The 22,731-nt window shown below is 67.1% G+C and carries 12 protein-coding genes; 2 read left to right on the top strand and 10 right to left on the bottom strand.

Annotated features, from left to right (window positions below; all coding sequences use genetic code 11):
• Positions 1-46 precede the first annotated feature (46 nt).
• The 4 genes from AC07NG_RS20475 to AC07NG_RS20460 form a co-directional block, all read right to left on the bottom strand.
• The gene (locus AC07NG_RS20475; RefSeq protein ID WP_494596018.1) at positions 47-4,639 is read right to left on the bottom strand and encodes a hypothetical protein; all 4,593 of its coding nucleotides are present in this window, start codon (positions 4,637-4,639) and stop codon (positions 47-49) included.
• Between the two features lie 159 nt (positions 4,640-4,798).
• Entirely contained in the window at positions 4,799-5,392 is a 594-nt protein-coding gene (locus AC07NG_RS20470) for a hypothetical protein (RefSeq protein ID WP_494596016.1), read from the bottom strand.
• Between the two features lie 32 nt (positions 5,393-5,424).
• Complete coding sequence (locus tag AC07NG_RS20465; protein WP_494596015.1) at positions 5,425-5,685, bottom strand: hypothetical protein; 261 nt, start codon at positions 5,683-5,685, stop codon at positions 5,425-5,427.
• A 273-nt stretch (positions 5,686-5,958) separates the two neighbouring features.
• Positions 5,959-6,219 (bottom strand): hypothetical protein, encoded by a 261-nt coding sequence (locus AC07NG_RS20460; protein WP_494596014.1) that lies wholly within the window; start codon positions 6,217-6,219, stop codon positions 5,959-5,961.
• A gap of 146 nt (positions 6,220-6,365) precedes the next feature.
• Between AC07NG_RS20460 and AC07NG_RS20455 the strand changes: the two genes are divergently transcribed.
• Both AC07NG_RS20455 and AC07NG_RS20450 read left to right on the top strand, forming a co-directional pair.
• Positions 6,366-10,076, top strand: coding sequence for an anti-phage protein Upx-like protein (locus tag AC07NG_RS20455; protein ID WP_494596013.1), 3,711 nt, complete (start codon positions 6,366-6,368; stop codon positions 10,074-10,076).
• Positions 10,077-10,151: 75 nt separating this feature from the next.
• The gene (locus AC07NG_RS20450) at positions 10,152-13,772 is read left to right on the top strand and encodes a hypothetical protein (RefSeq protein WP_494596012.1); all 3,621 of its coding nucleotides are present in this window, start codon (positions 10,152-10,154) and stop codon (positions 13,770-13,772) included.
• A gap of 426 nt (positions 13,773-14,198) precedes the next feature.
• On the opposite strand, the gene AC07NG_RS20445 is transcribed toward AC07NG_RS20450, so the two are convergent.
• The 6 genes from AC07NG_RS20445 to AC07NG_RS20420 form a co-directional block, all read right to left on the bottom strand.
• Positions 14,199-15,899, bottom strand: coding sequence for an alkaline phosphatase D family protein (locus tag AC07NG_RS20445; protein WP_494596011.1), 1,701 nt, complete (start codon positions 15,897-15,899; stop codon positions 14,199-14,201).
• Between the two features lie 19 nt (positions 15,900-15,918).
• Positions 15,919-18,573: a TonB-dependent receptor gene (locus tag AC07NG_RS20440; RefSeq protein ID WP_494596009.1), complete on the bottom strand. Its 2,655-nt coding sequence runs from the start codon at positions 18,571-18,573 to the stop codon at positions 15,919-15,921.
• A 119-nt stretch (positions 18,574-18,692) separates the two neighbouring features.
• The gene (locus tag AC07NG_RS20435; RefSeq protein WP_494596007.1) at positions 18,693-19,721 is read right to left on the bottom strand and encodes a FecR family protein; all 1,029 of its coding nucleotides are present in this window, start codon (positions 19,719-19,721) and stop codon (positions 18,693-18,695) included.
• A complete protein-coding gene (locus AC07NG_RS20430) occupies positions 19,718-20,260 on the bottom strand; it encodes an RNA polymerase sigma factor (RefSeq protein ID WP_494596005.1) in 543 nt (180 codons plus the stop codon). The genes AC07NG_RS20435 and AC07NG_RS20430 overlap by 4 nt, the downstream gene beginning before the upstream one ends.
• Before the next feature lie 619 nt (positions 20,261-20,879).
• Positions 20,880-21,197 (bottom strand): DUF3325 family protein, encoded by a 318-nt coding sequence (locus AC07NG_RS20425; RefSeq protein ID WP_494596003.1) that lies wholly within the window; start codon positions 21,195-21,197, stop codon positions 20,880-20,882.
• On the bottom strand, positions 21,187-22,731 hold a 1,545-nt coding region (locus tag AC07NG_RS20420; RefSeq protein WP_494596001.1), incomplete at its 5' end, for a PepSY-associated TM helix domain-containing protein. The genes AC07NG_RS20420 and AC07NG_RS20425, both read right to left, overlap by 11 nt.

Genomic DNA, 22,731 nt, shown 5'->3' with positions numbered 1-22,731 from the left:
CTGTCATCGATCCCTATCCCTTGACCCTGGCGGGGCAGCTAACGGCTCAGTAGGGGGCGGTCGCGCGCGCGTCTTCGCGGCCTTCCGATGTCTCCAACTCTTTGCCGCGCGCCTCGATGATCGGCTCCAGAACCGTCCGAAAAACGGCGGGCAAGGCGTCGAGAACCGGGTTGAGGTCGAGCGCGCCGCCGGTCTCGCTAAGAAGGCCTGGATCGACCAGATCGATCAGCGACAGCAAACGCGTCCATTGCGACATGGGCGCATCGTCGAGGATGTCCGTCAGCAGGCCCCTGCCGGCCCCCTCATGGGCGTGGCGCTCAAGCGCCTTCAGGGCCGCCTTGGACACCACCTCGTCCGGCTCGTCGGCGAGTTCGGCCAGTAAGGGCTCGTAGGTCGCATCCGGCTGCCAGCCGCCGAGCGATGCGGCCGCCGCGCGGGCGGTCGCATCGCTGGCCTGCGCCATCCCCGCCACGTGAGCCAGGAGCGCGTCGCGATCAGCGCACCTCCGCAGGCCCCGGCCAATCATGCCCAACACAGAGGCGCGCACCTCTCGCTGGGCGCTCTCCAGGAGGCTGCGCATTCCCCGCTCGCCGCCGACCAGAACGAGGAAGCGGATGGTGGGCCAGGTGGGCTGCTCGGCGAACCGTCGCTCGGCGATCACGATCGCCTCTTCAGGCTGGCTCAGCGCCACCGCCGTCAAGACCTCGGCGATGACCTCGTCGTGCAGGCGGTGCTGTTGAATCGTCTCGGTGGCCTCGGAAACCGACACCCGGCCCAGACGCAGCAAGCCGCCAAGGGCGCGGACGGCGTCGGCTCGGTTAAGCAGACCCTGGCGCGCCTGGGCGAGGACCGCGACGACCCTGTCGCCCGCGCCGGGATGATCCACAAGATCCAGGGCCGCCTCGAGCGCCAGGTGCGGTTGGCTGGACGCGAGGCTGGCCAGGGCGTCGGCGGCGACGTCCTTGGCGGCCGCGTCGCCGCAGCGGGCCAGCAAGCACACCGTCATCGCCTGGAGGCGGCCAGGCGCGCTGAACGGCGTCAGGGTGATCAGCGCGTCAGGCTCATAGACGTCATGTTCGCTCAGGATCCCCAGGATGAACTCCGCCTCCTGGCTGTCTTGAGCGGTTCGGGCGAGCGCCTGGACGAGCAGGCCCCCGATCTGCGTCCCGGGGCCGTTGGCCAGGCCGGCGATCGCCCCCAGCCTGAGGTTCTCGTCGGGGCTTGAAAGGGCCGTGGCCAGTCGCGTCATCACAGGCTCGGGCAGGGGGCCAGCGGCGGCCCGCACGGTCGCCGCCCCGCGGAACCAGCTTTGCGTGTCGTGGGCCAGGGCGAGGAGCGCGTCGTCGAGCCGATGGGCCGCCAGGGCCACGGCCAGATCCGGAGCCTCTTGAGACGTACGATCGAGCGCCGACACGCGGTTGGCCAGGGCGCTGGCCAGAGCCACGGAGGGGGGCAGCCGCAACGCCAGACGATAGCCGTCGATGCGTTGAAAAGGCGTTGAGCCTGCAAGGGCACGCAGGGCGATGGTCTCCAGTCCCGTTCCACCGATCGCTAGCAGCAGACGGGGGTAGAGACCTTCATCGACGCCTCGCGACAGGCTTTGCCGCTCCGGCTGGCGGCGGATCCGCGAGACCATCAGGCGCTCCAGGGGCCGTCCTGCCTGATCGGCGAGCGTTTGCAACTGGTCGCGCTTCGCCGCCCGGGTCAGGAAGCGGATGAGGTGGTTCTCGCCACAGGGTTTCCAGGCGTCGTCCTGATCGACGTCGGCCAGGCGCTGCGTCAGGCCTGTCAGGATCGCGTCGAAGACCGCTCCGTCGACAAGGTCTGGTTCGTCTCGGAACGCCAGGGCCAGGCCCCGAAGCGCTTCCCAGTCGGCCTTGTCGTATTTCTCCAACAGGGCCGCGGTCGCCGCCTGAGGCGAGGCGCGGTAGAGACGCCGCAGCCAGATCCCGGACGCGCCGCCCAAATCCTCGTCCAGCAGGGCTTTGAACTGGAGGATGCCCCGCTCCGGCGCCAGCTGCAGCAAGCTGACCAAGCGCAGCACCGGCTCCAGGCCGTCGGCGTCGGCCGTGCGGCGTTCCAGGCGGTCGAGCTCATCGCGATCCTGGAAGCGCCCGATGGCTTGGGCGACCGCGTGAGTGCCGGGTCGAATGGCGTTCAGGACGGCCGTCTTGGTCGCGCGCCAGATCGGCGCGCCTTGTTCCCGGTCCAGCTTCAACAGGGCGTAAAGCAGCTGCTCCAGGGCATGATTGCCTTGCGGGCGCGCCAACTGCGCAGCGAGCCAGTCGGGCCGCTCCCTCGCCCCCCGGGTGAATGCGGCGAAGGTGACGCCCGTCAGGTTCGACAGCCGACGAGTCCGGGGATCGCCCCACCCAATCTTGAGCGCGGCTTGAAAGTCGGTTTCGTGGCGCATGTGGATAGCCCAGAGGTCGTCGAGCAGGGACGCCGCAGGGGTGCGTGCGCAGGCTTCCAGGCCAGCGCGCTCGGTCACGGGCTTGGCGAGCAGCCGGCTGATCGTTGGCGCGGCGAGGGCTGGGTCGATCCTGGCCGCCTCGCCGATCGCGCGGCCCAGACTGATCTTGCGCCAAGCTTGCAGGTTCTGTTGGCCGGCGCGCTCGACGAGCTGTTCGAGGGCCGGCAGGGCACCCAGGCCCAAGCCGCCAAGCTCTTCCAGGAACCGACTTGTCTCGGTCTGGCTTCGCCAGGCCGGCAGTACCGCCTCGATAACATCGGCCATCACCGCGGGTGCCTGGTCTTGGGCCAGCATCCACAGCACGTCCATCAGCACGTAGCCCAGGCGGCGGCGCATGACGAAGGCGAGCGGATCATCGCCTTGGCCCAGAAACCAGTTGAGCGCGGCAATGATGTCGGCGGTCGGCCCGCCCAGGCGGCGGCGCTCGACCAGCGCTTCGGCGACCAGCCAGTTGAGGATCCGGTCGTGGATCATATGGCTGCCGTCGGCCGCCCTCTGCATGACCCCGCAGCTGGTCAGCCGCTGACGGACCGTATCGGTGACGCCGTGGTTCCTGGCCATCGCCGCCGGCCACGGATAGAGCGCCTGAGGCTCCAGCAGGGACAAGGCCAAGGCGCGCAAATCCACTAGGTCGTCCTCGTGGTGGACCATGGCGCCGGCCGTGGTCTTGTCGCGCCAGAACCGATCGACCAGGGCGTACTCGTTGGCCGGCAGCCAGTCGCGCGCCTTCAGTTCGAGATAGAGCTTGGCGAAGATCGGCGTGCGCAGGAGTTCGAAAACGTCCGCCGGCAGCTCTGGCCCGCGAAGCCTGTTGCGCGACAGCAGCGTGTCCAGGTCCCCTCCGCTGAACCTTCGCAGGGTCAGCAGCGCCGCGTCCGGGCGGGCGCGAACGAGGCTTCCCGCGATCTCGGCGGGGACCGACATCACAAGGCGAACCGCGCTCCCGGCCCAGTCCTCCGCCATCAATTGGCCGGCCAGCGTGTAATCTTGGACGTCGTCGATGAACAGCGTAAGCCAGTCGCCTCGCGCGTCACCGAACGCCGGGCCCAGCCGACGCGCCAAGGCGGGCAGGGGCAGGCGCTGCTCGAAGGAGGTCAGCCAGACCCGCTCGGCGATCAGGCGATGGACCTGTTCGACGCTGGCGATGTGGCTGGCGATCACCGCCAGTCGACCCGCCTCAAGTTCGCGCTGGGCCAGGGCGCCCATAGACCAGCTCTTGCCAAAGCCGCTTTCGCCGGTGAGCACCGTCAAGGTCTTGGCCGGGTCGAGGCATGGTGGCGGGCGCACATCGATTTGGGCGTCGTATCCGAGCGTAGCGCCATGGCGCTGGAGCTGGCCTACCAGGCTCGGGACCAGTCGGCTGACGTGGCGCAGGCGGCTGAGGTGGACGTTCGCCGTCGCCAGGAACGCCTGCACATCGAACGGTTTACCCGCGACGGCCTCATTGGCCATCCGGCTAATCAGTTCGTGCCGCTTGGCCTCGGCGCCCTCTTGATAGTCGAGCACCGCCGCGAGAATGCCGTCGATCCGTGCGATCAGCTGCTCCTCTGTGACCCTGTCACGGATCGAAAGGGCGGCCAGGACCCGGCCCAGGCTGGCGGGCGAGGTTGCTCCGGAGCGCTCGACCAGCCGTTGGAAGAACGCCCGGGCGGTCAGCAGGCCCCCATAGATAAAGGCCTTGTCGGTGTCGTCGAGACTGTCTGGCAAGGCGTCGAACTGTCCAAGGTCGGCCACCACCTTGCCCAGCGCCAGCAGCGGCGCGCCGTTGACCGCTTCGTTGGTCGTGAACTGGAAGCGGGTCTCCACGCCTTCGGCTTGGCTGCCGACCGCCCGCATCAGGTCGGGCAGGACGTCGGCGGCCAGGTCGCTGGTCGTCCAGGCCTTGCCCGTCGTGCGGATCTTCAATTGCTCGACCGTTCGAACCAAGCCTTCTTGGGTTTGATTGTCGCCGCCGTCGAGCGGCTCGAGGATCATCTGGACCGAGGTGACTTTGCCGTCGTGCTGCTGAAGCTGCCCGACCACGGCCTGCAGGCCGACCTCGAACGACGAGAGCAACTGATAGAGGAAGCCGCGGATCGCGATGCGCCCGCCTATGGCGTCGTTGAGCAACTGAGCGTCGGTGCGCTCACGCTTCTGCGCCTGGTGTTTGTTGGTGGCCTTGGCCATGCGGCCCTTGATCCTCTTCAAGGCCCGCCAGATTAGCGCGGTGGTTGCGATTCGGGGGGCTGAGGTTGAAGGCGCGCCGGCGTTCGGATTGCAGGACTTCGGGCGCGGGAGGAGCAGCCCGCTGCGCGCCCGGGCGCTCGTGAGCGTGTCCGCCGGCGCCTAGAGCTCGTCGTCGCTCTCCGCGGCGAGCTTGGCTTTGCGCTCGGCGACCATGGCCAGCGACCTTGTCAGATAATCTTCCGCCGAGCCGTAGGGGGAAGTCTGCGCAGGCGCCAGCTTCAGGGTCGCTCGCAGCCCGTGCGCGACACCCAAGGCTTGAAGTCCAAGCTCGAGAGTCGTCTGGGCGATCAGCGCCGAATGGTCCCATGCGTCGGCGAATTCCGCGTCGGCTGAGATCATTGCCCCGGCATTGGCCCTGGCAACGCGAAAGTGTAGGACCTTGGTGGCCAGCTTCGTCTCGAGCGCCTGCCAGGCGATGTCGTCTGGATACTCCATCAGCCTTGGCAGACCCGTCGCCATCTCGCCGGCGCCGCCTTTCGATGCGCGATGGGTGTCGTGATCGCCATAGACCTGCGAGCAGTCGCCCGCGAACTCTTCGAGCAACAGCGCCAGGCGCAACGCCGAGAAAGCCGCAGCCTTGTCGCTGGCGATCTTTTCGCGCCACCAAGGCGCGCCTTGCGCGATCAGGCCGCTGATCACACCGCCGATGACCGATGAGCCCAGAACCAAACCAACGATCGTCTTCGTGTCCATGTCGCCACCCTAGCCAGGCTGTTGACCGACGTTCAATGGACAAGGGCCAACAGCATTTTCAGCGCCGCCAGGACGAGCGCGGTCATTCCAAGGCGGGTGGCCCAGGCCACGCCCGTGCCCGTTCCCTCGATCTTGATGAGGCCAAGGATGCTGACAGTGATGCGGTCGCGCACCGACGGAGCCGGTGCGGTCGAGGCGTTGGATTTTCGAAGGCAGGTCATGACGGATTCCTCAGCAAAATAAATTGCGGAAATCCCTTCGGGTATGGGCGCCAAATCGGCTGATGCGGTCAAGGGGCTCTTGTTGTGAAAGCGGAGTCTACACAACGGGGCCATAGCGGGCCGACGACCCGTTTGTGGCGCCTGGGAAATTCTAAGTCCCTATTTTCAAGATCTATTCCCTAGACGAATTTGCTTGTGGATAGGCGCTCTCGGGCCTCGGAATTGTGGCTTCGATCGCTATCGACCCCTGGCCTGGAAGGGCGCCGGACGTGGATGCTGCTCAACCGGCGGGCTTGAAATAGCGGATATTGTCAGCCCAGGCGTCGCAGGACGGCGTAGCGCTCGCTAAGGCGTTGGGCCAAAGGCTCGATTTTTCGTGCGCGTCGCCGGATCGCGCTGGCAGAGGTCGGCTGTCACCGCCACCACCAGGTCTAGGTCGGGATTGGCCAGCCGGCGCTGATGATCGATGAGACGTCGCAGGTATCGCGTATCGGCGTCGGCCGGATAGTTGGCGATTGCCTGATCAATCTCGCACGAGAGCTCGGCCATCCGACCGGCTAGGCCGGCTGCCTGCGCGGCGTGAAGAAATGTGTCGTGATCAGACATCGAACCCATCTCTATCGACGGACTCTTAGGGCCAAGTTCGCTTGGGATGGGGCGACTGTCAGGATGGGCGCGACTCGGCTCAACTTGTCGTGGAGCGAACGAGGGGAATGGGGGGCTGGGTGCGACGGGGGCGACCAACCATCGACATGGAAGCGTTCTGGGCCGCGCGCAGCGCCCCGGCGACGCCAAGAGAAGCGCTGGCCAAGCTTCCAAGGCTAGGGAGCCGCCTGAAAAATCGGGACTTCGCCGCGAGCGCGGCGCGCGTCGCGGGCTTGGCGACCGACCGCCTGTTTCATGCCCATCAAGTTCGCCTGGACTGGGCGATACGAATGCTCGCGGCCTTTGCCAAGGGGAGCCGGAGCGCCCATCGATCCGCCTTGGATCGGCTCCTCAACCAGGATTTCGCTCAGCTAGGGCTCGACGTCCAAGAAGACCCTCTGGAGCAGCCGTTCATCGGCAAGGTGGTCACGCGAAGTGGTGAGTTCCGCTTCGTGGCAGGCGGTTACGATCAGTCCGCCGCATTCACGGATTTGATTGTCTCCAGTGTCGAAGCGCTCAATCAACCCTCCTTGGTCGGAGCCTTCCGTCGGTGCTTGACGCTGCTGTCCCTTAGCGACGCGCTCGTCGCGCGCGCCCAAGAAGAGGACTGGACCCTAGGGCCAGATACGCCCGCCGAACCTATCCGTCTGCCGACGGACGCGACACTTCAGAAGTTGGCGCGTCGCGTGGTCTTCACCGCCGCCGAACTTGCAAGCCTGGGTATCGATACGGAGGACCTGGAGCCGTTTCGCTTCACGCAGGAGGATCGAGATCGCTTGGCGACGGCGTCAGTTGGCCTGTCGCCGCTGGAGGTCAGGCCGCTCTGGCGCACCGGGGGCGACTGGCTCGTTCTCTCCCCCGGCGCGATCTCGACGGCCGTCAGGTCGCACCTGATCGAGGCGGTGATGGCACGGCAGCTTCAGCCGCAGATGCTCAAGAGCATGCTGTCGCTGCAGCACGATCGGCTCACCGAATGCGGCTTCCTCCAGGACGGCGAGCTTCGTGTCGTCGACCATGCGGGCCAACCGGCCTTTGATTATCTCACCGAAATGTCCCCTGGGCGTGTCTGCCACGTGTTGCAGACCGTGGACGATTTCGAGGGGTGGCCGACGCGAGGGTTTGGGAGCCAAGAGTCCGTTTCGCACGGCGGCCAGGCCGCCTTCGCGCGCTCGGTCGCTGGGGCGCGGGCAGCGGCTCGAGACAGACCAGGTTTTCGCCAGGGCTTCACACTTTGGGTGGCTGGAAGTTGGGGCGCTGCGCGCAGCCTCCCGCTTGACCTGATCGACCGATTTCCCGACTGGCCGGTGGTCCTGGTGGAAGCTGGCGATGCGTGCATGCTGGCGCTAGGGGAGGCGGGAAAGCCTCACGATCTTCTCCGGCTGGAATTGCTGCGACGCCGGCTCTCCGCTGACGGCTACGAACTGCACCACCCCGGCGCCCTGCTGAACCTGCACGCCTATTGGCGGGCGAACGACTATGATCTCCTGCCCAAAGGTCCCCAACTCCAAGCCCCGACCAACATCCAGTTCGGGCTTCTTGATCAGGCCAAAATCCGGGCGGAAGCCTTCGTGGCGTGGGACCGCCGGGCCTTGCCACACCCGCGCTTCGGATGGGCCCCGATGTCTCGGATGGAGCGTGCGCCCTTTTCCGGCGAGCATGAACCGATCTATGCCTCGGTCGTGGCGGTTCGCCGCCAGCGTCTGATCGGCGCGACCGTCGATCCAATGGGGATCGCCTGGGTCGAGGCCATCGGTGACGCTGATCGCGAGACCACCTATCAGACCTGGAACACCACGCTGCACTGGTGGAGGCCGGTGCTGCAGGCCTGGGCTCGGCGGTCAGGTTCGGTCTTTTCGGTGATCGACATCGTCCTATCCCTGGACCCGCAGCCCAACGCCGTAGAACCGGCTTCGGACCAGCAAATCGACGCCGCCGTGCGCGTTTGGCCAGAAGAGAACGGCGTGGTGCGTCTGCACCTGGGTCACGATTGGCATCTTGGCGCCCTTAGAGCCGAGAACCGGTCCGAGGTCGCCTTGGCCGCTGGCCTGATGCAGGCGGCAAGCCTTGGCGCGGGACTGGACCTCTCGCGCGCGGCCGCCTTGGCGCTGGTTTGCGACCTCGCACCGCCATCCGTCCGCCATGGGCATGCCAACACGGTGGAGCGCGTGATCGACGCCCTCGGCGCCGCGGGCGTCGTTCAGCCGCTGATGCGGATGTCGCTGACGGCGATGTCAGTCGAAAAGTACGGCGCGGTATGGCGGGTCAGGTCGCGTGAGGCTCCGCGCGAGATCACGGGCGTGGAGGATTGTGTTTCTCTGGTGCGCGCCTGCCTCACGCAGGAGATCGCCGATCTTCGGGCGATGGTCGGCCGGTTCGATCGCGGCAGCCTCGTCAGTGCCGCGCTTCAGGCGCAGCAGGCGGCCCTGATGGAGATGCGCATCTGGGAAACCACGGCGCGGGCCATGCGCGCCATCCACGGCGTGGAGGAGGACCTCCGATACAGCCTGGAGCAACGTAAGCAGATCAATACTGTGATCCGCTGCAGCGCCATCATAGCCGAATTCGCCCAAGCCGACGCCGCGGCGTTGGACGGCGCTCCTGTCGGTTTCCTGGACATGGAGGAACTGCAGGCTAAGGCGGCGGCGCTGTTCTATAGCGCCGACATGCTGCCGGCTCTGTTGTCTGAGCATCAGGACCCGCGGCTTAGGATCAGCCCGTCTGGCGACCTGCAATCGGATCATCGTTTTTCCGACGCGACGCTGAGGGCGACGGTTGTCGCGCTTCATGCCGTCGATCGGATGGAGGCCGACAAGAACTACGAGCGGTCCCCGGCGCACCAAGGCGCGGCCGATACTGATGGCGAGGCGCTCAGTGCAGCCCTCGAAGCGGAGTATGGCGTCCCTCATTCGGTGCTGCGAGAGTTCGCCATGGGGGTCGTCCAACTCACGCTTGAGGAGGGGACCGATGTCGTCATTCGTTCGCGAAGCGCCCTCCTTGAAGCGCTTGGCCAAGACGAGGGCCTGGTAGGAGCAAAGCTGGAACCGCTGATCGATCGGCTGACCTTGCCGGCGCGAAACGGCTGGTCGGACCTTCCACCCGGCGCGGCCGCCGGTGACTACGATGTCTCCAAATTCGATCGGCCACAGTCGCTCATCGGTCGCCCCATCGTGGCGCTGTCGTCCGATGACGACCCCTTGCTGGTCCTGGCGCCGGGCGTGATCGAACGGGCCTTGGTTCACAACGTTGGCGGCGCCATGGGAGGTGATCTGCAAAACCGGTTCTGGTCGAGCCGAGCGATGCAGCAGTTCTCCAGCCGGATGGGCGCAAGGACCGGTGTGGACTTCAACGACGCGGTCGCCCACGCCGTCGCCCGCCACGGCCTGCAGACCTGGTCCGGCATGGGCATGGGCTGGTGTCTGCAAAAGCAGCAGACCCCGGAGTTCGACCGTCTGGGCGATGTCGATGTGCTGGCGTTCAGCCGTGAGGACAATCTGTTTTGGGTGATCGAAGCTAAGGATCTCAAGCTTTGCCGAACGTTGGGAGAGGTGGCTCGCCGCCTGTCCAGCTACCGAGGGCAAACCGACGCCAAAGGGCGGCCGGACTCGCTGCTGAGGCATCTGCGTCGGGTGAGCTTTTTGCGCGAGAATGCACAGCTTCTCGGCCAGCGCTTTGGGACCTCCAAGACGCCCAGGGTCTGCGGCCTGGTGATCGTCAAGGCGCCGCAGCCGATGTCTCAGCTGGGCGCCACGTTCTACGACGACGCCCGGGTGGCGCTCTTGGACCGGCTCTCGGAAATCCCCTGGCGGTCTGGGTGGTGAGCCCGTAATGGACGGGTCGCGTCCACAACGGTCGAGCAGTGGCGATGCCTCGACCGAATCCCTTAGGATGCCAGCGTGTCGGACACGCGCGCTCGCATCGCCGCCTTGAAAGATCCAGGTGAGTTCGAAAACCTGGCGAGCGCGGTGCTGCGTTTGGCCGATCCGGCCTATCGCGCGCTCGTCCAGCCTGGCGTCAACGACGCGGGACGCACGGTCGCAGCGCCGGTCGACAGCATCGCGATCACGGGCGCGCGTCCGGTGGTGCATGTGGCTCACACCACGTCGGCTCTGAAGGATCTGTCCTCCAAGTGGCTCGATCCGGAGGACGGCGACATCGCCAAGGCCGCCCGGGAACGTGGCCCGCGATCCGCCCAGGCTCCGTTCGACCGCCTGGCTATCACCACAACCCGTGAACCTGGCGCACGGCTCCTGGCCAAGCTGAACGCTGCCTGTCTGGACGCCGGCTATGAATTGGACCTCTGGGCTCAATCACGGCTGGCTGAATTTCTGGATCAGGATCCGGAAGGCCAGTGGGTCCGCTTTCGGTTCTTCGGCGCGGCGCAAACGCGACTTTCGCCTTCGCTCCTTCGAAGCCTGTCCGGCAGGATCCCCAACGAACTGATGGGGTTCGATGAGCCGGCAAGCTTGGCGGCGCGCGCCTTCGACGCCGATCTGTGCGCCGGTCTTGGCGAAGCCGATGGCGGCCTCCTCCTCGTCGCGCCCTCGGGGAGCGGCAAGTCGACGATCTGCCGTGATGTCTGGCGCCGGCACGTGGCGGCGGGCGGCGCCTGCCTGCACCTTTCCCATGCCGACGTGGATCGGACCGAGACCTTGCAGGAAGGGCTCGCCCTGGCGCTGGGCCGGCTTCAGCCCAGCCTGGCGGAAGGTTCGGCGGCCGACCTCATGGGCCGGGAATTCGGGTTCACGACCCTCGTGCTGATCGAAGACATCAATCGATCGGTTCAGCCGTTGGAGGCCTTGAGGAAGATCGTTGCCTGGATCCAGCAGGCCAGGGGATTGGGCAACCGGCTGGCTCTGCTCTGTCCGATCTGGCCCCAGTTGGTGTTCGGGCTTGAGGAGGGGCCCAGAAAGTTCCTCGACACTCACCGCCTTGATCTGCCGCTCGTCAATCGAGCCGAGGCCAAGTCCATGGCGGCGGGGCATGCCAGCGCCCAAGGCGTAGTGCTGACCGACCATGAGCTCGGCTTGGTCGTTGACCGGGTCGGTCGCGACCCGTTGCTTCTAGGGCTCAATGACTACCGGGACTTCGTGGCGGCCGGACTTGGCGGGTTCGTCGCCGATCAACTCAGGCGCATCGCCCAAGCCAGCGGCGTCGCGATCTCCGATCTTTCCGATGGTCTGGACGCCCTGGCCCGCGAGATGTTGTTGCGCCGGCGGATGGAGCCGACCTGGCGTGACGTGCGCCAATGGCTGCCCACGCATGTCGGTGATCTTGGCTTGATACTGAAGGACGGGCGTTTGGCGCGCCGGGCTGAAGACGGTCGGGAGGAGCGGATCGTGTTTCGCCACGACCGAGTTCGCGACGAAATCCTTATCCAGGCCCTGGTCGGAATGGTCGCGGGCGAGGGCGCAAAGGCCGCTTCCGCTGGAGGCGCGCTGAACGACATCCTCAGCGAGCCTTTCTACGCTGAATTAGTCGGCGGCCTGTTGGCGCGCCAACAGGCCGGGGCGGCGATCATTGAGCCCCTGGTCAGGCTAAATCCGTTGGCCCTTTTTATGGCCTTGCGCGCGGGTGTCGCCGACGATGAACTGCGCTGCGCGATATGCTCAGAAATCATGGCGTGGCTTGGCCAGCCCCAAGCCAAGGGGGCGGCCGCACGCCGGTTGCGTTGGGCGGCCCAGTGGGCGCTTGCGGAGGCTCCGGTCGAGGGCGCGCTTGAGATTCTGGACGGGTTCGCCGAACTGACCGTTTGGGGGATCGAGGCCCAGCTGCTGAACGGCGACTTACGCGCTGCGCTGCGTGTCGCCGCCAGTATCACCGCGAGCATGACAAGCCTGCGGTCCGACGAGCAGTTCAACCATCTGCGCGCTCGTTTTGGAGAAGAAGCCTTCGGGTATGTCGAGCGGCTGATCGAGGATCCGACCACGTCGGCGGGCCGCTTGACGGCGGCGCTGCAATTGGCCGGGCGCCTTGGCGACGCTCGCCTTGAGCCTGCTCTGCGCGCGAGTTGGACGCGTAGGCCGCGCACCCCTCAGGTGATCGGTGAGATGATGTGGGCGGCAGGGCGATGCGCTCCTGAACTCTTCGGCGAGGTCGTGGACGCTTGGCTGGCGCTAAGTGGGGAGAATGGCGACGGCAAATCGCGATCCGAGCGCCAAGAGGCTGGGGCGGATAGCCTGAGGTTCGCCCTGTGCCGGCGCGGCGACAGGGCGGCCCTGCAGCAGATCCTCATGCGCGCTCGGGGCGCTGGGCCAGAGATCGCCGGGCCCGTGGCCTACTACATTGAGCTATGGGACGATCCTGACGCCCAGGAGTTCGTGACACGCTCCATCGCAGCCGCCCTTAAGCGCATGCGGGAGACGAACGGGTTCTGGCCGTTCGTCTCCATGGCCGGCGATGGCTGGAGCGAGCGCCGCTCTCGCGGCGGGTCCAGGATGAGTCTACCCAGTCTTCAGCGCTTGGCGGATCTCTGGTCCGATGATGAGGAAGATGAGGACGTTCGTCGCGCCGCGTTGCGCATTTGGACGAAGGCTGCCCGTAGATCGGATCTGCCGCGTGTCCAAAGCTTGGACCCCGCCGGTCCACTTGGTGATTTAGCTATCGCCGCCAGGCTGCGCTGGCGCGACCGCACGGTGGCGCAACACCTCGCCGTCAGGCTCTACGAAAAAGATTCCGCTTCCTGGTACTGGCAGCACTGCCGCGAGCGGTGGCAGGACGATCTGACGCCCGTCCTGTGGGACTATCTTCACAATTGGCGCGCGCGTCGGATCAATAAAGATGGCGAGGAGGTTTCCTACGCCGGCCATATGCTCGCCGACGCGATGATGAGTATCGACGACCGCACCGTTGAACCGATCCTTGTCGAGCACTGGGATCATCTCGGTTCGATCGCTCGCTATGTCCAGCTCGCGCTGTATATCGCGACGCCAGCCACCAAGGCTTTAGCGGCCGCGACGATAGAAGCCGCGCAGGACCCCACGGCATTGTTCAGCCACATCTCCAGCCATTTCGGCATAAAGGTGGAGGGACAGGGCAAGCTAACGGAGTTTCGCCGCCTACAATCCCTTGAGCCGTACCTAGACCATATCGAGCATTGGGACCTCAGCCAGCTGGCCGAGCATTGCTGCGAAATGGGGTGGATCGAGTGGCGGCGGAAGGTTCTGGACCCGCGCCTGGTCGGCTATCAGCATGCCGTCCACGATGACGACGCTAAGCGCATGGAGAGTCTTGATGGGGTGCTGGAGCGCCCTCATCATCGTCGGATCGTGAATTTCGTCGCCAAGGACATCGTCAAGCAAGACGGTGGACCGGGGCCACTTCTCGATCTCGTCGATCGCTGGGTGCGTGTCGCGCCAAGCCCCGCGATTCTAGAGGTGGGCGGAGACATCTTCGCGCTCTATGGATCGCGCACACATCTATCAGTGCTGGAGGGGTGGCGGGGCCTCGCCGGGGAAGAGGGCGATGGGAAGGTTACGGACGCAGCGTTTGGCCTTCGACGCCGAACCCTTGATTAAGACTTACGACGCGATACCTGTTCACGGTCCTTCCAGTTCGAATTTTCGTGCAGGGCTAAGCGCGAAGGTGCCGTTAACGGGGTATCGATAGGCGAGGGGCGTGATCCGCGATGTCAGGATCGGAACGGCACCTTGGAGACGGACACCTCGACCTCGCCATAGCCGCCTGCGCCGGTCGTCAGTCGAACGTCGACTTCTTGGAGCTACGCCAACGGCAGCAATTGGCGCTGCCTCGTCGCTAGCTAGACCACGCCGCTGGCTACGAACCTGTCGCATTGGTCTTGGGGCATTGTCATGGGGCCCCGATGCTACGGCGACTTTCGTGCGGTTGCGACCGGGGAGCAGGCCGATGACGTGGGGCTCCGCAAAACACACGGAGCCCCAAAGCGGGCCATCACGCCCTCGGACCGTTGATGCCGATCTGATCTAGTCCTCCGACAGGGGGCGAACCCCGCCATCGGCGCCCGGTGTGACCACAAAGCGCTTCAGCATCCGGACCGAATAGTCGGTCGAGGCGATGGTCGAAACCGCCATCAACTCACCGACCGCGCGGTCCTTTTCTAGGGTCAGCAGCACGTAGCCCTTGGCCGCGGCGTCGTGGAACCGCACCTCCTTGTTGCGGGCGACGAAGGCCTCGCTGAGGGGCGCGCCCTTCAGATAGTCGCCATAGCCGGGCGAAGTGATCCCGGTCGTCCCGAACTCGGCGGCCACCAAGGCGCCCGAGGCGTCGCGCAGCTCGTTGGCCCAGAACATGTGGCTGTCGCCCGCCAGCACGATGGGATGGGCCTTAGCCGCCTTGAAGATAGCGTAGACCCGCTCGCGGTCGGCCGGATAACCGTCCCAGGAATCGAGGTTGTAGGGCAAGCCAAGCGGCGACAAAGCCGTGGCCTCCATTACCGGCCCGCGCAGCGCCTCGGGCAGGTGCGCCAGCATCTGGCCGAAGGCAGCTGCGCCCATGACCCCCTTCAGGTCGGGACCGGCGACGCGGGCCATCACCACCTGGTTGCCCAGCACCTGCCAGGCCGTGCCGGCGGCCGTCGAGGTGGCCACGGCCTTGGCCAGCCAGCGCTCCTGGTCCTCGCCCATCATCCGTCGGGCCGGATCGCTCCACTTGGTCTTGAAGCCCGCGATGTCGGGCTTGCCGTTGGCGCCCAGGAGGTCGTGGCGGTAGTCCAGCTGTTCGGTGCGGGCCGTCAGCCGGGTCTCGGTCATGAACAGGGTGGCGACGTCGCCGAACTGGAACGCCCGCCAGTCCTGCTCCAGCATGCCGCCGGTCGCCGGTTCGCGGATCGGCATCCACTCGTAATAGGCCTTCAGCGCGGCGGCCTTGCGCGCCGCCCAGTCGCCTTCCTCGGCGGGACGATGGTTCTGGGCGCCCTCGCGCCAGCTGTCGTTGGCCACCTCGTGGTCGTCCCAGACGACGATCCAGGGCGCGCGGGCGTGAGCCGCCTGCAGGGCTAGGTCGGTCTTGTACTGGGCGTGACGGCGGCGGTAGTCGGCTAGGCTGACCAGATCGTGGGCCGGATCCGGCGCGCGTTCCACCGCCGTGGGCGCGTCCATGCCGTAGCTGTGCGGCGCGGCGCCGTATTCGTAGATGTAGTCGCCCAGGTGCAGCACCGCGTCGACCCGCGGCAGCCTGGCGATGGCATCATAGGCGTTGAAGTAGCCGTTAGGGTAAAGCGAGCACGAGGTCACCGCCAGCACCACGTCGCGCACCGAACTGGTCGGCAGGGTGCGGGTGCGCCCGACGACGACCGGGCCGGCCGGCTTGCCGCCCTTCAGCACCTCGAAGCGGTAGACGTAGTCTGTGTTCGGCGTCAGGCCCGTCGCCTCGACCTTCACCGTCCAGTCGCGGTCGGGGCCGGCGCTGGCCTGGCCCTGGCTGACGACCTTGGCGAAGGTCTCGTCGGTCGCCACCTGCCAGCGCACCGGCACGCGGGCGGCTCCGGCCGAGGCGGGGGTGACGCGGGTCCATAGGATCACCCGGTCGGCGAGGGGATCGCCCGAGGCGGCGCCGTGCAGGAAGGCCGCTTTGGCCTCGGCCTGGTTGTCCTTTCGCGCGGCCATGGCGGGACCGGCGGCGCCGGCCCCTAGCAGGGTGAAGGCCTTGCGACGGTTGATAAGCATAACTGGGTCCTGATCTGGCTTAGTGCTTGATGGAGATCGACACGCCCATGAACCGCGGTTCGCCGGCGATGAAGGTCGCGATGCCCAGGGAGTCGCCGGTGTTGCCGGCGTCTTTGATGTAGTCCTGGCCCAGGGCGTTGGTGACGAAGGCACCCAGGGTCACGGGGCTGTCTTTGGCCTGGTAGGTCAGGCGCAGGTTCAGCAGGCCGTAGGCCTTCTGGAACTCGTCCTGGACGGTGTCCTTGACGACCCCGACCGTGTTCTGCAGCGCGGGTATGTCGTTGTTGTTGTCGAAGAATTCCTTCGACTGCCAAATGTAAGTCGGCACGAAGGTGACCCGGCCGAATCCCAGGTCGCGGGCCAGGCTGGCGCCGAACGACACGGAGTGGTCGGGCGAGAGCCGGAAACGGTTGCCCTCGAACAGGCCGTTGCCGAACCGGGCGTGACTGTAGGCGTAGGTGGCGAAGACGCTAACGTCCGGGGTCGCCTGCAGCGTCGACTGCGCCTCGAAGCCGGTGGCCTTGGCTTGGCCGGCGTTGGCCGACAGGATCTGGCCTGAACTGTTGCGCACGCTCGTCTGGAAGTTCTCGTAGTCGTAGTGATAGAGCGCGCCTTCCAGGGTCAGGCGACGGTCGAGGAACGCGCCCTTGGCCCCGGCTTCGTACGAGGTGACGGTCTCGGCCGGGACCTCGGAGAAGGTCGCCGCCGCGCCCGGCGTGCCGTTGGAGCCGCTGAGCACCTTGGGCCGCCGTCCGGTCGAAACCGAGGCGTAGAGGTTGACCGTATCGGTGGTGGCGTAGCGCGCCACGGCGCGATAGGTGGCACCGGAATCGTTGAAGCTGGCGTACTGCGCCACGCCGCCCTTGGTCGGCTGGAAGTAGAGGCCCCGCGCGACGCCGGCTGTGCTGCCGCCGATCACCGAGCCGCTGCTGATCCGGGCCCCGTAGCCGCTGGTCTTGTCGTCGTAGGTGTAGCGCAGGCCCCCGGCCAGCTCGAGCCGGTCGGTGACGCGCCAGGTGACGTCGCCATAGAGGTCGTACGACCTGGTCTTGCCGGAGTCAGTGTATTCCTCGGTGCGGCTGGAGGGCAGGGCAGCCAGCGACGACAGCGCGTTGATCGTGGTCATCGACAGGGCGTTGGGGGCGGTCAGCCTGCCGGTCAGGAAGAGATAGGCGATCTTCTCGTTGACCCCCAGCACTCCGCGCTGCGAGCCGTCCTCCCAGAAGAAGCTGCCGCCGGCGAAGGCGGTGATCTTGCCGCCGCCGTCGTAGTTGAAGCGCAGTTCCTGGCTGGCCGACTTGCCTTGGGCGTCCTCGGCCGAAACCAGCATCGGCAGCGAGAAGCCGTCCGGATCCAGCACCTCCTCGGCGGTGAAGTAGCGATAGGCCGAGGTCGAGCTCAAGGTCAGGCTGTCGCTCAGCCTGTAGCTGGCCAGCCCCGTCAGGCTCCACAGGCGACGGGCCACGCCCAGCTTCTGGTCGTTCTCGAAGCCCGGGATGGTCGACAGGGCCGCGCCCGAATTGCGCCCGAGACCGCCGATCACCGCACCGGTCGTCGGGTCGGTAGGCGCATAGGTCAGCGACTTGAACGAAGTGCCCGACGGGTGGTCCTGCTCGTAGCTGTAGAGCACGTCGAACTTGAAGCGGTCACCAGGCGTCCAGGCCAAGGCCAGGCGCGCGGCGGCGGTGTCGGTGGAGTTGAAGTCTTCGCCGCCCAGCAGGTTCTTCACATAGCCGTCGCGGACTTTGACGCGCCCGGAGAGGCGAACGGCAAGAGTGTCGGTGAGCGGCGCGTTGATCATCCCTTCGACGAGGCCATAGTTGTAGGTCCCGACCTCCATCTTGGCGCTAGCGTCGAAAGCGGGCCTGGCCTTGGCCTGGATGACGTTGACCGCCCCGATGAGCGCGCCGCGGCCGTACAGGGTGGACTGCGGCCCCTTGGCCACCTCGACCCGCTCCAGGTCGAACAGCTCGACATAGGCGCCGCGCGACTTCGAGATCGACACCCCGTCCTGGTAGACCGAGACCCGCGGCTCGAACGTCGCCTCGCCGGCGCCCGAGGTGATGCCGCGGATGACGAAGCCCGGATTGTTCGGCGACTGGTTCTGCACGTCGAAGCCCGGCACGAACTGGCCCAACTCCTCGAATTCCTGGATGCCCAGCTTGTCGAGCGTGGCGCCGGAATAGGCCGTCAAGGCGATCGGCACGTCCATGGCGCTCTGCTCGCGCTTCTGGGCGGTGACCACGATGGTCTCGACCTGGCTGGTTTCCGGGCTGGCCTCCGCGAGCGGCGCCGGCTCCGACGGTTCGGCGGCTGCGGGCGAGGCGAGGGCGGTCTTCTGCAGGATGGCGCGCGGCTGGCGCTGGATCACCACCGTGCCGCCCGATCTCACCCCGACCAGGCCCGTGCCCGCGAGCATGCCGTGGATCGCCGCGTCGAAACTGGCGGCGTTCTGCACCGCCGAGGAACGCGCGCCCTGCACCAGCTCCGGCGTGAACAGGATGTTGCGGCCGGACAGATGGGCCAGCCTGGTCAGCGCCGCGCCCAGGTCCTGCGACGGGATGCTGAAGCCGGTCGCGCGGATCTGCGTCGCCTGGGCGGCCGCCGGGTTGGCGGCGGCCAGCCAGGCGCAGCTCGATAGAAGAAGCGCGCCCTTGATGTTGCGTGAATTCATCTTGTCGTCCCCGAAAGCGAAGTGCGGAGGCGAGAGCGCTCCGGCGGTCGCAGGGGTTGACGACGGCGAACGCTGTTATCCGCGCTGTCGCGAAAATTTCACGAAAGGCGAGGGCGGGATCAGGGGCGGTGAGCGTCGAGCGCCCGGATCTCGAAGCGCCCGGGGCCGGTCTCGCGCCAGCTGATCGGGTGAAGCAGGGCGACGGCGTTGAGGAAGCCGACGGGGTCGTTGACGCGGTAGACGCCGCTGACCGTCCTGCCGCCGATCGCGGGATCGACGTCGAAGCTAGTCTGGGTCCTGGCGCTGAACTCGGCCAGGGCCGAGGCCAGCGAGGTTCCCTTCAGCACCAGCTCGCCGCGCTGCCAGGCGAGGGCGGAGGCCAGGTCGACCTGCGACACGGTCACCCGGGCGTCGGGCGTGACCGCGGCGGCCTGGCCGGGGCGCAGGCGGGCGCGTACGGCGCCGGCGGCGGGATCGCGAAGCTCGACGCCGCCCTGCACCAGCACCACGCGAAGGTCGTCGTCTCGCCGGCGGATGGTGAAGCGCGTGCCTTGGTCCCAGACCTCCATCGGCCCCGCGCTCACCCGGAACGGCCGCCAGGCGCGCGCGCTCCAGTGGTCGTGGCCGACGTCGAACGCCGCTTCGCCGCTCACCAGCCTTACTTCACGGGCGAGGGGGCCGTAGCGCACCTCCAGGCGGGTCGCCGCGTCTAGCCGTACGCGGGTGCCGTCCGGCAGCACGGCGTTCAGCTGTTCGCCGCGCGGGGTGACGTAGGTTTGCCGGCTGGTGGTCATGACCACGGCCGTGACTGCGAGCGTCGCCAGGGACGCACCGGCGAGCGCCGTCGCGCGCGCCCAGGCCCTGAACCGCGCTCGCGGGCGGGCGGCCCGGCTGTCGCGCAGCCGCCGCGCCCGCAGCAGGGCCGGCCCCAGGGCTTCGGAGCGCCCGGCCTTTTCCGACGCCGTCCAGGATCGGGAGACCAGGTCCATCGCGGCTGCGTGTTGGGGGGCGACTTGCAGCCAGGCCAGCAGTTCCGCGCGCTCGGTGTCCGACAGGGCTTCTGACCGGGTGCGAACGAACCAGCGCGTCGCCTCCTCGAGGATGCGTTCTTCAGTGGAGGTCAGGGTGTCGGCGGGGGCGGCGGTCACGGCTGGAAGCTCTCCGCGAGCCGGCGCGAAATCAAGAGCAGCACGCGCTCGACGTGGCGCGAGGCGACCTTAGGCTCAAGGCCCAGCCGCTCGGCGGCCTCCTTGTGGGTCAGGCCGTCCACGCGGACCAGCAGGAAGACGCTCCGCGCGACCGGCGAGGCCTGCTGCAGGGTGGCGATGACGCTCGACAGCCGTTCGCGGGCGATCACCGAATCCTCGGCCGACGGACGGTCGTCGCCAAGGTCCCAGCCGTCGTCCAGGCTGACCTGAGCCTTGCTCCCCTGCCGGCGGGCGTTGCGCGCGCCATCGATGATCAGGTTGGAGGCGATGCGGCGAAGCATGCCTTGCCAGGATCGCACCGGCTCGGCCGGCGGGGTGGCCAGGACGCGGGCGTAGACCTCCTGGACATAGTCGTCCACGTCGTCCGCGCCCCGCAGGCGCCGGCGCAGATAGGCCCGTAGCAGGGGCTCCTCGTCATGGACGAGGCGCTCGACGTTGGATTTGGGTTCGGGCGGCACGGCGGCGCTGATACCGAGCAATCATAACGGTTCTGCGACAGCGCCTTTTCAAGGACTCTGTCCAAAGCAGCCATTCCCTCAGACTCATTCCCTCAGATTAGTGAGGCCAGGCTCCATTTCGACACGGCGCTAGCGACATCCACGCCGAGCGCGATCATCTGGGAAGTGCGCTTGGCGACCGCTCAGCCCTGGCCTTCATAGTGGTCAATGCTGCCCCGTCGAGCCCGTGGCCAACGGGGCGTGGACCTTCACCCCGCGTCGGCATCCTTATCGTTGAGGCCGCCAGCAGAACGGCGGCGCAAAGGCGGCCCTTCAGTCTATGCCGCTGACATATCTTCCCCAGTGCGCCGACGGTGACCGCGATCGAAAGCGTGACGACCGCGACCGGAGGCGAATAGCTCACGCGACGCTGCGGTTGCATTCTTATCCGTGATCCAGACCGCGCCGATGAGGCGCCGGTCAAGGGTGGAAAAGCCATGCCGGCGGCGTTGGCGCAGTGTTTGAGCGTCCAGTTCTTGGAGGTGAGCTAAGTTCTTCTTATGGCGCAGCGTAGACCAGTTACTACGCCCCTCTGGAATCATGATCAGCCGGGCGTGTTTTCATGGCGTTGCATTCTTAGCACGAAGCTAGGTCTTCCCGATCAAAGGAGCGCCAAGAAGACGGCGACGACAAAGGCGCTGCCGGCTAGGATCGCCGCCAGCCTTGGCCACCACGACAGCAGAAGCACCAGCAGCGACGCGGCCACGCACATCTGGCCGACCCAGGTGGTGACGCCGAGCGGCGCGCCCAACCGAGCCACGGCGGTCGTGGCCGCCAACGCTAGCAGCACCCAACCCAGGATCCGCAGCACGCGCTGCGAGGGCAGGGACTTCCAGGCCAGACTGCTTCCATGCTTCTTCATGGCTAGGGCCATGCAGGTGAACGCCGCGAAGCTGATCAGGCCGCTTTCAAAGGGCATCGACGCCCTCCTTGACCGGCGCTGGCGCAGGACCGGCCGTCGCGGGCGCGCGGATGGACGCCTTACGCTTGGGTGGCTGCGGTTTGCGCGAGGCCTTGAAGGAGGCCAGCCCGCACAGCGCGGCGATGGCCAGCATGGCCAGATCGAAGCCGGCGAACAGCCAGTCGCCGGTGCGCAGGCTGGCGACCAGTCCGCGATCGGTGGTCACGGCGTTGACCACCGGCAGGGCGGCGAAAGCCAGCGTCGCCAGGCTCAGGGTCTCGATCCAGGCGCGGCGGGCTGGACGCAGCAGCGAGACCACGGCCAGGCCGAACCAAGTCCAGAACATCGCCTTGACCTCCAGTTCCGCGCGGCCGGGCAGATCTGCGGGGATCAGGCGATTGGCCAGCAGATAGGCGGCCATGCCGCTGGGCAGGCAGGCGATGGCGCCGATGTTCAGCCGTTCCACCAGCCTTAGCCCGAAGAACGGGGCGGCGTTCGGCTTGCGGCGCTTGACCACCCAGAGGACGAGGCCCGTCCCGACCATGGCCGCGCCGGTCAGTCCGAGCACGAAATACACCCAGCGCAGGGCGGGGCCGGCGAAATGGCCCAGGTGCAGGCCCAGCATGACGCCGGCCGTGGCGATCGCCGGGCCGGGCGATGGCGAACGTGACAGCTCCTGACCCGTGGCGCCGGAGAAGGTGATCGAGTCCGGCCGCGCATTCAGCCGGCCCTCGGTGGCGCGCAGCAGGGTGACGGTTGAAGCCGCGTCGCCCGGATTGCGGATGACCACGGTGCGGGGAGCGTCGCCGCTCCAGGCCCGTCCGGCCGCCTGGATCATCGGACCGACCGGCAGCAGCGGCGCCGGCGTTCCCGAAGCCTTGGCCTCGGCCGGCGCGCCATAGGCGGCGGCCGTGAAGGCGTCGGGCTTGTCGAAATTGGCCTTCACCGGCCAGGGCATGTACATCGCCACCAGCGTGATCAGGCCGGTGTAGGTGATCATGGCGTGGAACGGCAGGGCCAGCACCGCAGAGGCGTTGTGCGCATCCAGCCAGCTGCGCTGGCCCTTGCGCCAGCGCAGGGTGAAGAAGTCCACGAAGATGCGCTTGTGGGTGATCACGCCCGAGATGATCGCCGTCAGCATGAACATCGCGCAGATCCCGGCCAGCCAGCGTCCCCAGGGATGCGGCAGCTGGAGCTGGAAGTGGAAGCGATAGAAGTGCTCGCCGCCGCGCGTGTCGCGCGCCTCCAGCGCCTGGCCGGTGGCCGGGTCCAGCTTCAGTTCGGGGCGGCGGGCCGGCGGCTTTTCGGGATTGGGCTTGGCGCGGGCGAACACCCGGGTCACGGCCGTGCGGTCGTCGGGCAGGTAGATGAACCACTGCTGGTCGTCGGGTGTGGTCGCCTGCATGTGGGCGATCGCCGCCTGGGCGGCCTGCTCGGCAAGCACAGAGGCCGAGCGCAGTTCCGGCTGCATCCATTGGGTGATCTCGGGGCGGAAGTAGCTGGCCGTGCCGGTCAGGAACATGGCGAACAGGATCCAGCCGGCCAGCAGGCC

It is taken from the genome of Caulobacter sp. GW821-FHT10C03 (assembly GCF_059415485.1).
The sequence above is the reverse complement of the archived record's forward strand: the minus strand, read 5'-3'. Positions and strand labels throughout refer to the sequence as shown.

Coding starts and splice junctions, on each gene's coding strand:
- AC07NG_RS20440 (WP_494596009.1), bottom strand. CDS start 18,573: ATGAATTCACGCAACATCAAGGGCGCGCTTCTTCTATCGAGCTGCGCC.
- AC07NG_RS20425 (WP_494596003.1), bottom strand. CDS start 21,197: ATGCCCTTTGAAAGCGGCCTGATCAGCTTCGCGGCGTTCACCTGCATG.
- AC07NG_RS20470 (WP_494596016.1), bottom strand. CDS start 5,392: ATGGACACGAAGACGATCGTTGGTTTGGTTCTGGGCTCATCGGTCATC.
- AC07NG_RS20475 (WP_494596018.1), bottom strand. CDS start 4,639: ATGGCCAAGGCCACCAACAAACACCAGGCGCAGAAGCGTGAGCGCACC.
- AC07NG_RS20445 (WP_494596011.1), bottom strand. CDS start 15,899: ATGCTTATCAACCGTCGCAAGGCCTTCACCCTGCTAGGGGCCGGCGCC.
- AC07NG_RS20455 (WP_494596013.1), top strand. CDS start 6,366: ATGGAAGCGTTCTGGGCCGCGCGCAGCGCCCCGGCGACGCCAAGAGAA.
- AC07NG_RS20460 (WP_494596014.1), bottom strand. CDS start 6,219: ATGTCTGATCACGACACATTTCTTCACGCCGCGCAGGCAGCCGGCCTA.